The sequence below is a fragment of the Kitasatospora sp. NBC_00458 genome, from assembly GCF_036013975.1.
Classification (GTDB): Bacteria; Actinomycetota; Actinomycetes; order Streptomycetales; family Streptomycetaceae; genus Kitasatospora.
Map to the genome: position 1 here is coordinate 6,382,779 of NZ_CP107904.1, position 12,089 is coordinate 6,394,867.

A 12,089-nucleotide genomic window follows, 5' to 3' on the forward strand; every position below is an offset into this window, starting at 1 on the left:
AGTCAGTGCTCACTTGATGGGCTCCGCTTTCGTGCGCTGGCTGTGTGAGCAGGGGTCACTTCTCGCCGGCGAAGGAAGCCAGCGAAGCGGTGACGGTGTCGAGCAGCTCGTTCCAGGACTGCTCGAACTTCTCCACGCCCTCGTCCTCCAGGACCTGCACGACGTCGTCGTAGTCCACGCCGGCGGCGGCGATGGCGTCCATGACGGCCTTCGCGTCGGCGTAGTTGGGGACGATGGTGCCGCCGGTGACCACGCCGTGGTCGCCGGTCGCCTCAAGGGTGGCCTCGGGCATGGTGTTCACGGTGCCCGGGGCGACCAGCTCGGTGACGTACAGGGTGTCCGGCAGGGCCGGGTCCTTGACGCCGGTGGAGGCCCAGAGCGGACGCTGCGGCTTGGCGCCGGCCGCCTCCAGGGCGCTCCAGCGGTCGCTGCCGGCGGTCTTGGCGTCCACGCTGCCGAAGACCTCCTCGTACGCCTGGTAGGCGAGACGGGCGTTGGCGAGCGCGGCCTTCGAGCGGAGGTCGCGGGCGTCGCCGCCGATCTTGTCCAGGCGCTTGTCGATCTCGGTGTCGACGCGCGACACGAAGAAGGAGGCGACCGACTCGATCTGCGAGAGGTCCAGGCCCTTGGCCTTGGCGGCCTCCAGACCGGTCAGGTAGGCGTCGATGACGGCCTTGTAGCGCTCCAGCGAGAAGATCAGCGTGACGTTGACGCTGATGCCCTTGCCGATGACCTCGCTGATCGCGGGCAGGCCGGCCCGGGTGGCGGGGATCTTGATGAACACGTTCGGGCGGTCGACCAGCCACCACAGCTGCTTGGCCTCGGCGACCGTCGCGGCGGTCTCGTGGGCCAGGCGCGGGTCGACCTCGATGGAGACCCGGCCGTCGCGGCCGTTGGAGGCGTCGTAGACCGGGCGCAGCACGTCGGCGGCGTCCCGCACGTCCGAGGTGGTGATCATGCGGACGGCCTCGTCCGTGGTGACCTTGCGGACGGCGAGGTCGCGCAGCTGGCCGTCGTAGGAGGAGTCGCCGCCGCCGATCGCCTTCTGGAAGATGGTCGGGTTGGTGGTGACGCCGACCACGTGCTTGTGCTGCACCAGCTCGGCGAGGTTGCCGCTGTTCAGCCGCTTGCGGCTGAGGTCGTCCAGCCAGATCGCCACGCCTTCGTCGCTGAGGCGCTTCAGTGCGTCAGTCATGGTGCTTCAGTCCTTCGTCTGTATGTCCGTGGGGTCCTCGGGGGGCCGGCCGGGCGCCCGGTGTGCGGTCGGTGCGCCCGGCCGGCGGGTGCCGCTAGCGGTTGACGGCTTCCAGCGAGCGCAGCGCGTTGTGGGCCTCGGCGACGACGCGCTCGGCGGTCAGGCCGAACTCCTCGAAGAGCACCTGGTAGTCGGCGGAGGCGCCGAAGTGCTCCAGCGAGACGATCCGGCCGTGGTCGCCGACCAGCTCGCGCCAGCCCTGGGCGATGCCGGCCTCGACCGAGACGCGGGCCTTGACCGACGGCGGCAGCACGCTGTCGCGGTAGGCCTGGTCCTGCTCCTGGAACCACTCGAAGGACGGCAGCGAGACCACGCGGGTGGCGATGCCCTCGGCCTCCAGGACCTCGCGGGCCTTGACGGCCAGCTGGACCTCGGAGCCGGTGCCGAGCAGGATCACCTGCGGGTCGCCGGAGGACGCCTCGGCGAGGACGTAGCCGCCCTTCGCGGTGCCCTCGGCGGAGCCGAACACCGTGCGGTCGAAGGTGGGGACGTTCTGGCGGGTGAGCGCCAGGCCGACCGGGCCGGGGTGGGTGGTCTGCCGCTCCAGGACGGTGCGCCAGGCGACGGCGGTCTCGTTGGCGTCGGCCGGGCGGACCATGGCCAGGCCCGGGATGGCGCGCAGCGAGGCCAGGTGCTCGACCGGCTGGTGGGTCGGGCCGTCCTCGCCGAGGCCGATGGAGTCGTGCGTCCACACGTAGGTGACCGGCAGCTTCATCAGCGCGGCCAGGCGGACCGCCGGGCGCATGTAGTCGGCGAACACCAGGAAGGTGCCGCCGAAGACCCGGGTCCGGCCGTGCAGCGCGATGCCGTTCATGGTCGAGCCCATGGCGTGCTCGCGGATGCCGAAGTGGATGGTCCGGCCGTACGGGCTCGCCGACTTCAGCGGGTTGCCCTCGGGGAGGAAGGAGCTGTCCTCGTCGATGGTGGTGAGGTTGGACTCCGCGAGGTCGGCCGAGCCGCCCCACAGCTCCGGGATCACCGCGCCGAAGGCCTTCAGGCTCTCGCCGCTGGCCTTGCGGGTGGCGACGGCCTTGCCGGCCTCGAAGACGGGCGTCGCCTTCTTCCAGCCCTCGGGCAGCTCGCCGGCCTGGATGCGGTCGAACTCGGCGGCGCGCTGCGGGTGCGCGGCGCGCCAGGCGTCGAGGGACCGCTCCCACTCGGTGCGGGCGGCCTTGCCGCGCTTGATCACCAGGCGGGCGTGCTCGATGACCTTGTCGCTCACCTCGAAGGTCTTCTCCGGGTCGAAGCCCAGGACCTTCTTGGTGGCGGCGATCTCGGCGCCGCCGAGCGCGGAGCCGTGCGCCTTGGCGGTGTTCTGGGCGTCCGGGGCCGGCCAGGCGATGATCGTGCGCATAGCGATCATCGACGGGCGGGAGGTCTCGGCCTTGGCGGCGGCGAGGGCGTCGGCGAGCGCCGCCACGTCGATGTCGCCGTTGGACTTCGGGGCGACCCGCTGGACGTGCCAGCCGTACGCCTCGTAGCGCTTGAGGACGTCCTCGGAGAACGCCGTCTCGGTGTCGCCCTCGATCGAGATGTGGTTGTCGTCGTAGAGCGCGACCAGGTTGCCCAGCTTCTGGTGGCCGGCCAGCGAGGAGGCCTCCGCGGAGATGCCCTCCTCCAGGTCGCCGTCGGAGACGATGGCCCAGACGGTGTGGTCGAACGGCGACTCGCCGGCCGGGGCGTCCGGGTCGAAGAGGCCGCGCTCGAAGCGGGCCGCCATCGCCATGCCCACGGCGTTGCCGATGCCCTGGCCGAGCGGGCCGGTGGTGGTCTCGACACCCGCGGTGTGGCCGTGCTCGGGGTGGCCCGGGGTGCGGCTGCCGGCGACCCGGAAGGCCTTGAGGTCGTCCAGCTCCAGGCCGTAGCCGGAGAAGTAGAGCTGGGTGTACAGGGTCAGGCTGGTGTGCCCCGGGGAGAGGACGAACCGGTCGCGGCCGACCCACGCCGGGTCGGTGGGGTCGTGGCGCAGGAAGCGCTGGAAGATCAGGTAGGCCGCGGGGGCCAGCGACATGGCCGTCCCGGGGTGCCCGTTGCCGACCTTCTGGACCGCGTCCATGGCCAGAACGCGGGCGGTGTCGACCGTCCGCTCGTCGAGGTCGGACCACTCGAATGAATTCGGCGTCGTGCTCACCCTGTCTCAGGGCTCCTTCCATTGTGAAGAGTGACCCCGTGAGGGACCGGGTCGGCCACGTCGCTGGGGCCGGACGCTGGGTGGTGCCGGTCACGGAGGGTAGATCCCGCTTCTGTGGGCGAGCCTACCGCCCGGGCCGGGGCTCACCCTCCGTGGTGGGACAACTCAGGCATGTTGGTCGTCATTCCCCGGCGGACGGCCGGATCCTTTGTCCACCCTCGCCCGGATTGGGGAGGTTCGCCTCTCCGGGGCGCGGGAGGGGGACGGCCCCGCCCGGGAGGGGTCCGCGGAGGGGTCCGCGGGCATCGGTCCAGGCCGGAGCGGCGGGGTTCACCCGGCGGTGTGCGTTCCGCCCCGCCGGGGCACCCCGGGGCCGGTGGGGAGATATGGAGCGTCTAAGGTGGCGTGGTACGCGCAGAGCGGACGATTCGGGAACAACGTTCCGGTGGCCGCCTGTGAGGATTCATCTTCAGTTGGGGTGTTAGTGACCGCCGTCGAATCCCGTCCCGCCGGGGTCACCGGGGCGACGCCTGCGCAACGGCCGTTCGGGGCCCGTGTCGGCGCCTTCGTCGCACTGACCAAACCACGGATCATCGAGCTGCTGCTGATCACCACCGTGCCGGTGATGTTCCTGGCGCAGCGCGGTGTCCCGGACCTCCTCCTGGTACTGAAGGTGGTCATCGGCGGTTACCTCTCGGCGGGCGGTGCCAACGCCCTCAACATGTACATCGACCGCGACATCGACGCCGTGATGTCCCGGACCGAGCGCCGCCCGATCGTCACCGGCATGGTGTCGCCGCGCGAGGCGCTGGTCTTCGGCATTACCCTCGCGGTCGGTTCGACGCTCTGGCTGGGCGCGCTGGTCAACTGGCTCTCGTCCGCCCTCGCGCTGGGCGCGCTGCTGTTCTACGTGTTCGTCTACACGCTCGGACTGAAGCGCCGCACCGCGCAGAACATCGTCTGGGGCGGCATCGCGGGCTGCATGCCGGTCTTCGTCGGCTGGGCGGCCGTCACGAACACGGTCTCGTGGTCGGCGCTGGTGCTCTTCCTGGTGATCTTCTTCTGGACGCCGCCGCACTACTGGCCGCTGTCGATGAAGGTCCGCGAGGACTACGAGCGGGCCGGCGTGCCGATGCTGCCGGTGATCAAGGGCAACCTGGCCGTCGCCAAGCAGATCGTCGCCTACTCCTGGGTGATGGTGGCCGTCTCGCTGGCGCTCTGGCCGCTGGCCGACACCAGCCTGCTCTACCCCGTCGCGGCGGTGGTGCTGGGTGCCGCGTGGCTCAAGGAGGCGCACGCGCTGTACTCCCGGGCCAAGGCCGGGCTGGTGGGCGCCAAGCTCAAGGAGATGCGGCTGTTCCACTGGTCGATCACCTACCTGACGCTGCTGTTCGTGGTGATCGCGGTGGACCCGTTCGTGAAGTGAGGCCGGGCTGAGTCCCGTGCCGCCGTGAAGGGCCCCGGTCTTCGGACCGGGGCCCTTCGGCGTTGTCTGGGTGTGCGTTGTCCGGGTGTGCTGCCGGGGGTGCGTTGCCGGGGGTGCGTTGTCCGGGTGCGCTGCTCAGCGGGCGGGGAGCTCGGACGGGCCGACGTGGCCGTCCAGCCAGTCCTTGAGGGGCTGCGAGGCGCGCAGGAAGGCCGTGATCCGGTCGTAGGCGTCCGGGGTGCCCAGCCAGGCCTCCGGGGCCCACTCCTGCCAGGCGACCAGGCCCTTGTGGCGGAGCAGGGCGATCCGGGGGTGGTCCTTGGGGTACCCGCGCGGGGCGGACTTCAGTGAGTCCCGGCCGACCACCTGCGGGCCGGCCTTCCGGACCCGGGCCACCACCCGCTCCAGCTCGGCGCCGGTGACGTCCTCGGCGACGGCCGCCCGGTACCGCTCCAGCTGGTCGGGGGCGAGCTGGTAGAGCCCGTTGCCGCAGGCCAGGCCGTCGGCCGAGAGCTGGACGTAGCCGCCGGCCGCCAGGTGGGCGCCGATGTGCGTCTTGTACGGGGACTTGTCGGCGCTGAACCGGACGTCGCGGTTGGGGCGGAAGATCTTCCCCGGCCCGAACTCGGGTTCCAGCTCGGCGAGCAGCCGTTCCATCGGCTCCCGTACGGCGTGCTCGTACCGGGCCTTGTGGGACTGCCAGAAGGTCTTGGAGTTGTCCGCCTCCAGGTGCTCGTAGAAGTCGAGCGCCTCGGCGGGCCAGCCATCGAAGGTCACCCCACCAGTATGTGGCCCGCCGCTCGGCCCGGGGCGGCCCGAGCGCGGACGTGGGCGGCCCGGGTGCGCGGGGTGCGGTGTGCGGGCGCGGTGCGGGGCGGAGCGCCGCGGGCGTGTGGCCCGGGGCACAGCCCGCTCCCGTCGCCAGTCCCGCTACCGATCGGTAGCATGCGGGGCATGAGCAGCGCAGAGACCGCCACCACCGCCGCGCCGGACGCCCGCGCCGAGCGCCGCGCCAAGCGCATCGCCAAGCACCTCACCAGCTTCGCCCGGCAGCACGGCGGCAGCGCCGACGGCGTCGTCGAGTACGTCGGCGGGGTCGCCACCCGGATCGTGGTGGTCGGCGCGGACGGCACCTGGGGCGACCAGGTCGCGCCGAGCTACGCGGTCGGCCGCCGGGCCGCCGAGCTGGCCGGGGTCACCCTGCACGACTCGTTCGAGGGCGAGCTGGCCCTGAAGGTGAGGACCGGCCCGTACGAGTGGAAGCGGATGGCCGGCATCCAGATCGGCGGCTGACCGCCCCGGTCGCACCCGCGCACACCGAAGGGCCCCGGTCTCGCGGAGACCGGGGCCCTTCGGTGCGGAGTCTTGAACGGGCCGGCCCCGGGCGCTCCAGTCAGCTGCTGGTGTTCTCGCGATGCCAAGCGTAGAAGCCGGCGCGGTCCGGGGAGAAGCCGGCTACGAGCCGCCCCTGCAGAGCTTCGGCCGCGCTCAGCAGATCGACGGTGTCGGTGGTCCGGGGGCGGACCTGGATGAATCCACTGTCGTCCACGACGATGCGACCGTGCTCGAACAGCTCGTCACAGCCGAGCAGGCAGGCGGGCATGATGTTCGCCATCAACTTGCGTTCCAGCGAGGTGGCATCGGCGCGCCGCTTGATGTGCGCGGCGCGGATGTACCGCGTGGGCAAGGTACGCCCGCAGAGGGCACACGTCGCGGTGGTGGCACCGTTGAGCAGCTTCCGCCTCAGCTTTCCCTGCTCGCGGCGGACCAGTACCTGTACGACCTCGCTGTCCGGCCCCGAGTGGTCCACGAGGCCCGTGCTGCCATCCGAGGAAGGGCTGTTCGGAGTCGTGGCGGCGAACCGGATGACGCCGTCGATCCCGTCGGCCACGAGAGCGGCGCCCTGCTTGTTCGCGGACAGGCGCAGTGCCTCCATGGCCTGGTCCCCGAGGGCTTGGCCCTGAACGTCCGTCTCCTCGTTGAGGACGTCCAGGCCTATGCGCTCGGGGTAGTCGTCGTCCGGCCAGACAGGGTTCTCGTCCCTGAAGTACGGGCGGGTGACGCGGGTGACGACGACCCTCTTGAGGCTGGCGTGGCTCCACTGCCCGGCCTCGACCCGGCAGTTCGGTCCCTTGTACGCGAGGACGAGGAAGTCGCCCTCGACCAGGCTCTCCACGGCGGCGCGGGCGCCCGCACGGTCCAGCGTGGGGGTGCGCCACCCCCAGAGCCCCTGGGCCAGCCCGATCTCGAGGTTTCGTCGGGAAGGGGCGGGAACGTACACGTAGGCAGTGCTGGGCACTGGGCCTCCATCACTCGGCCTCCCCGGTGGGGGAGGGTGCAGTGGAATTCCGACGACATCCTGGCCCGGGCTTCCGCCACAGGGGCGGCGGGCGAGGAGGGTTGGAGTGCGCCTCGCTGTCGAGGCAGGCAGAGCATATACATACGAGCACCGCAACCGGATGGAATTTCCCGAACACCTGTCCGTGGCTCGCGTGTGGCCACATCTGCCGAAGGGCCCCGGTCTCCGCGAGACCGGGGCCCTTCGGCGTGCGCGGGGCGGGTTCAGACCGCGGCGGCCTGGGGGGTCTGGGGAGCCTGGGGGGCGTCCTCGGTGGTGGCCGACGCGGGGAGGGTGCCCGCCGGGGCGGCCCCGTCCCCGCGGACGCGCAGGGCAAGCGGGATGCGCAGGGCCGCGATCCAGGTGAGCGTCGCGCCCAGCATGTGGATGCCGACCAGCAGCTCCGGGACGTCGGTGAAGTACTGGACGAAGCCCAGCACGCCCTGGAGGAGCAGGACGACCAGCAGCTCGCGCGCCCGGGCCCGGGCGGCCGGCGGGGCCTTCACGGCGGCGAAGACGAAGAGCACCGCGACCGCCAGGCCGAGCGAGACGAACGCCAGGTCGGCGTGGACCTGGGCGAGGCGGTCGTAGTCGATCGGGATCCGCGGGACGAACTTGTTGTCCTTGGGCGTCCCCGGGTGGTGGCCGGCGCCGGTGACCAGCGTCCCGGCGGCGACCAGCAGGCCGATCACGCCGACCAGGACGTAGGCGAGCCGCTTGATCGGCTCGGCGACCAGGAGGCGGGCCGGGCCGTCGCCCTCCTTGGACCGCTCCCACATCAGCAGGGCGACCCAGACCAGGGCCATCGCGGCGATCAGGTGCAGCGCCACCGTGTACGGGTTGAGTCCGGTCAGCACGGTGATGCCGCCGAGCACGGCGTTGCTCATCACCAGCCAGAACTGGGCCCAGCCGAGCTTGCTGAGCCCGTGCCGCCACGGCCGGTGGCACCGGGCGGCCAGGATCGCCCAGCCGACGGCGGCGCTCAGCACGTACGTGAGCATCCGGTTGGCGAACTCGATGATGCCGTGCAGGCCCATTTCGGGCGTGGGCGTCAGGCTCTCGTCGGTGCAGCGCGGCCAGGTGGTGCAGCCGAGGCCGGAGGCGGTGAGCCGGACGGCGCCGCCGGTCACGACGATCACCACGCTCATCACCAGCGCGGCGAACGCGGCACGCCGGACCGTCTCGGCGGAGGGCTTCCAGCGCTCGGCGAGCAGGGAGAAGGGGGTGGTCTTCAGCACGGCGTCCATGGTATGCGCCCTTACGGGCGATCTTGGGGCGGGGCCGGGCCTCACGGGGTGTGGCGTCGCGCGCGGTCGGCGGTCGGTCGGCGGGCGGGTGCGCGCGGCTCCGTCCGGGCCGTGCGGCGGATCGGGGTCCGGGAGTTCGGGAAGGAAGCCGCAGAACGAACCATTGGGGCAATTCGGTCATTGGTCTTGACCAATCACCCGCTTGGCCGAAAGAGTGCGGTTTGGTCCATACCTTTTTCGGGACCTCTCCCACCCCCGCACGTAAGCGGAGATCCTGCACATGCGCATACCCGTACCCGCCGCCGCTCTCGCACTCGGCGGATCCCTCGTCCTGGCCGGTCTCGTCGCCCCGGCCGTCGCCCACGCCGAGCCCGGCCAGCAGTGCCAGACGCAGCCGTTCGGCGTCGCCAACCTCTACGGCGAGTTCGTCGAGGGCGACGACACCCACACGCCGGACGCCGAGGGTGCGGTGGCGGTCGGTGGCAACGCCGACTTCACCGGCGGTTTCTCGGTCGGCCAGGAGCTGACCGCCGACCAGGTCAAGGCGCTCCCCGGCGGCAACGCGCTGGTCGTGGCCGGCCGCGTCACCGGGCACAACACCCAGGTGATGAAGGGCAACGGCGTCTACGGCTCCAAGGCCGACGGCGCCGTCATCGACGCGCACCAGGGCAAGATCAGCCAGGGCGCCTCGCCGATCGACTTCAAGGCCGAGTTCACCAAGCTGCGCGCCACCTCGGTCCAGCTGGCCGCCGTGCCGCAGACCGCCGGCGCCACGGTGGAGGCCAAGGGCAAGGAGCTCCACCTCACCAGCGGTGACGCCGCCTACAACAGCTTCACCGTCAGCGCGGCCACCCTCCAGGGCGCCACCGACATCTTCCTGAAGGTGCCGGCCGGCTCGGTCACCGTGGTCAACGTGACCGGCGAGTCGTACGACATGTCCGCCGCGAAGACCACCGGCTTCCAGCTCTGGGACGAGGGCAAGAAGGCCTACGTCCTGGACGACAAGACGCAGAGCGCGCACGGCGGCGCCGTCCGCGCCAAGCTGCTCTGGAACTTCCCGACCGCCACCAAGGTGATCAAGAACGGTCCGGCCGCCTGGGCCGGCACCGTGCTCGCGCCGAACGCCGCGTTCTCGCTCAACACCCCCGGCGTCGGGGGAGCGAAGCCCACGGGCGGCGGCCCGGTCAACGGTTCGGTGATCGTCGCCTCGCTGACCGGGACGGCCGGTGCGGAGACGCACCACTTCCCGTTCACCGGCTGCCTGCCGGTGGTGACGCCGCCCACCACGCCGCCGACCACCCCGCCGACCACGCCGCCGGTGGTGCCGACCGGTACGCCGTCCGCCACCACCACGCCGAGCACCCCCGGTTCCACCGGCACTCCCAGTGCCTCGGGCACGCCGTCGGCCACCCCGGGCACGCCGGGTGCCTCGGTGACCCCGGGCGCCTCGGTGAGCCCGTCCGCGTCGGGCAGTGCCGTGCCGAGCGCGAGCGGGTCGGCGAGCCCGTCGGCCTCCGCCTCGGGGACGGCCGCCGTGCCGGCCGCCTCCGCGAGCCCGTCGGTCGAGGCCAGCACCGGGGGCGGCCTCGCCCACACCGGCTCCGGCCCGGTCGTCCCGCTGGCGATCGGCGGCGCGGTGGTCATCGCCGCGGGTGGCGCGCTGGTGCTGGTCGCGCGTCGTCGCAAGGCGGCCAACCAGGCCTGATCCGTCGCGGGTTGACAGCCCCATGGCCCCCGGTGATCGAACCCGATCACCGGGGGTCGCTGTTTTTCGGCCAGTGTGACGGAGTTCATTCGACTTCGTCGAAGCGGCGTCGTCCGAGGTCGCGGGTGTGATGGGCTCCCTGTGCACATCCGAGGCCGGACGGACAGGGGAAATCCGGTCGTGCGGTGGGGTGTGGAGGGGCGCGGGCGTGCCGGTAGAGTCCCCCGGACAGTCGTAGCGGGCCACCGCTGATCCACTCAACACGCCTGCTGCACAAGACCGTTCGGAGGGGACAACGAAATGGCGCGACAGCGGCGGCAGATCGGCATCAGCAGTGCGGCACTGGCGGGGGCGGCGGCGGCAGCCGTCCTGCTGCCGCTGGCCCTGGCCACGGGTGCGTCGGCGCACGTCCCGGCCTGGCAGGTCACCTGCGACAAGATCGTGATCGATCTGACCAACTACAGCGACACGGAGGGCGTGAAGAACGCCGTCAGCCTCACCGTCGACGGTGAGAAGGTGCTGGACCAGAAGGAGTTCGGCAAGGAGTTCCACCAGACGTTCCCGGTGAAGGCGCACACCGCGCCGATCAGCGCCACCTTCGTGGTGACCACCACCGAGGACCCGAAGAACAACGACTGGAACAAGACGGAGACGAAGACGATCGAGGTCTGCGCGACCCCGACGCCGACTCCCACTCCCACGCCGACTCCCACCCCGACCCCGACTCCGACTCCCACCCCCACACCGACGGTGACGCCGACGCCGACCCCGACGCGCACCGTCACCCCGACCCCCACGCCGACCCCCACCCGGACGGCGACGCCCACCCCGACCCCCACGCGGACGCCGACCCCGACGCCGACCCCGAGCCGCACGGCGGCCCCGGTCCCGGCGGCCACCTCGACACCGACCGCCCAGGTACTCGCCTCGACCGGCAGCAGTGACGCCACCCCGGTCATCGCGGCCGCCGGCGGCGGAGTCGTGGTCCTCGGCGGCGCCCTCGTCTTCCTCGCCCGCCGACGCCGCGGCGGCGACGAGAGCTGACCGGCCCGGACGATGCACGACCGGCGACGGCCCCTCGACTCGGACGAGTCGAGGGGCCGTCGCCGGTTCCGGCCGCGGGCTCCGGTTGCGGGCTCGGCGCGGCAGGGGCGCCGCGCAGGAAGTCGGCCGGGCCGACTTCCTGTGCACGGGGCTCGGCTGCGGGCCGGGGGCCGCCGCCGTTGTGGGGAGGGGCTACTCCCAGCGGAAGAAGCGGGTGGCGGCGGCCAGGGCGAGGACGGACCAGGCGGCCAGGATGCCGAGGTCGGCCCAGGGGACGCCGGCGCCGGTCTGGAGGACGGAGCGGAGGCCGTCGGAGAGGGCGGCGATGGGGAGGAGTTCCAGGACGGACTGGACGGCGGCCGGGAACTTCGACAGCGGCACGATCACCCCGCCGGCCAGCAGCAGCAGGATGAAGACCAGGTTGGCCGCCGCCAGCGTCGCCTCCGCCTTCAGGGTGCCGGCCATCAGCAGGCCGAGGCCGGAGAAGGCGGCGGTGCCGAGGACGAGCAGGGCGGCCACGGTGAGCGGGTCGCCCTGCGGCGACCAGCCGAGTGCGAGGGCGATCGCCGACAGCAGTGCCACCTGGAGCGCCTCGGTGACCAGGACGCAGCCGGTCTTGGCGGTGAGCAGCGCCCAGCGCGGCAGCGGGCTGGCGCCGAGCCGCTTCAGGACCCCGTACCGGCGTTCGAAGCCGGTGGCGATGGCCTGGCCGGTGAAGGCGGTGGACATGACGGCCAGGGCGAGCAGGCCGGGCGCGAGGAAGTCGACGCGCTTGCCGGGGCCCTCGACGGCGACGATGTCGACGGCGGAGAAGAGGACGAGCAGCACCGTCGGGATGACGACGGTCAGCAGCAGCTGCTCGCCGTTGCGCAGCAGCATCTTCGTCTCGAACGCCGTCTGGGCGAGCAGCATCCGGCCGACGGGGGCCGCGCCGGGCTGGGGG

The 12,089-nt window shown here is 72.1% G+C and carries 10 protein-coding genes; 4 read left to right on the forward strand and 6 right to left on the reverse strand.

Features of this window, described 5'->3' with window-relative positions; genetic code table 11:
- Positions 1-55: 55 nt before the first annotated feature.
- Both tal and tkt read right to left on the reverse strand, forming a co-directional pair.
- Positions 56-1,195 (reverse strand): transaldolase, encoded by a 1,140-nt coding sequence (gene tal / locus OG550_RS26670; protein ID WP_327681674.1) that lies wholly within the window; start codon positions 1,193-1,195, stop codon positions 56-58.
- Positions 1,196-1,289: 94 nt separating this feature from the next.
- Positions 1,290-3,386 (reverse strand): transketolase, encoded by a 2,097-nt coding sequence (gene tkt, locus OG550_RS26675; RefSeq protein WP_327681676.1) that lies wholly within the window; start codon positions 3,384-3,386, stop codon positions 1,290-1,292.
- Between the two features lie 484 nt (positions 3,387-3,870).
- On the opposite strand from tkt, the gene OG550_RS26680 reads away from it, so the two are divergent.
- A complete protein-coding gene (locus OG550_RS26680) occupies positions 3,871-4,812 on the forward strand; it encodes a heme o synthase (protein ID WP_327681677.1) in 942 nt (313 codons plus the stop codon).
- A 135-nt stretch (positions 4,813-4,947) separates the two neighbouring features.
- Here the strand turns inward: OG550_RS26680 and OG550_RS26685 are convergent, their stop codons facing one another.
- Positions 4,948-5,589, reverse strand: coding sequence for a DUF2461 domain-containing protein (locus OG550_RS26685; RefSeq protein ID WP_327681679.1), 642 nt, complete (start codon positions 5,587-5,589; stop codon positions 4,948-4,950).
- A 177-nt stretch (positions 5,590-5,766) separates the two neighbouring features.
- Here OG550_RS26685 and OG550_RS26690 point away from each other — a divergent pair, with 177 nt between their 5' ends.
- Complete coding sequence (locus tag OG550_RS26690; protein ID WP_327681681.1) at positions 5,767-6,105, forward strand: hypothetical protein; 339 nt, start codon at positions 5,767-5,769, stop codon at positions 6,103-6,105.
- 100 nt (positions 6,106-6,205) lie between these two features.
- Here the strand turns inward: OG550_RS26690 and OG550_RS26695 are convergent, their stop codons facing one another.
- Positions 6,206-7,111, reverse strand: a complete 906-nt coding sequence (locus OG550_RS26695; protein ID WP_327681682.1) for a hypothetical protein — start codon at positions 7,109-7,111, stop codon at positions 6,206-6,208.
- Positions 7,112-7,374: 263 nt separating this feature from the next.
- On the reverse strand, positions 7,375-8,397 hold the full coding sequence (locus OG550_RS26700) for a COX15/CtaA family protein (protein ID WP_327681684.1): 1,023 nt from the start codon (positions 8,395-8,397) through the stop codon (positions 7,375-7,377).
- A 280-nt stretch (positions 8,398-8,677) separates the two neighbouring features.
- Here OG550_RS26700 and OG550_RS26705 point away from each other — a divergent pair, with 280 nt between their 5' ends.
- Together OG550_RS26705 and OG550_RS26710 are read left to right on the forward strand one after the other, a co-directional pair.
- Entirely contained in the window at positions 8,678-10,102 is a 1,425-nt protein-coding gene (locus OG550_RS26705; RefSeq protein ID WP_327681685.1) for a choice-of-anchor A family protein, read from the forward strand.
- A 300-nt stretch (positions 10,103-10,402) separates the two neighbouring features.
- Entirely contained in the window at positions 10,403-11,146 is a 744-nt protein-coding gene (locus OG550_RS26710; RefSeq protein ID WP_327681687.1) for an LAETG motif-containing sortase-dependent surface protein, read from the forward strand.
- A gap of 192 nt (positions 11,147-11,338) precedes the next feature.
- Here the strand turns inward: OG550_RS26710 and OG550_RS26715 are convergent, their stop codons facing one another.
- Positions 11,339-12,058, reverse strand: a complete 720-nt coding sequence (locus OG550_RS26715) for an ABC transporter permease (protein WP_442906179.1) — start codon at positions 12,056-12,058, stop codon at positions 11,339-11,341.
- Positions 12,059-12,089 lie beyond the last annotated feature (31 nt).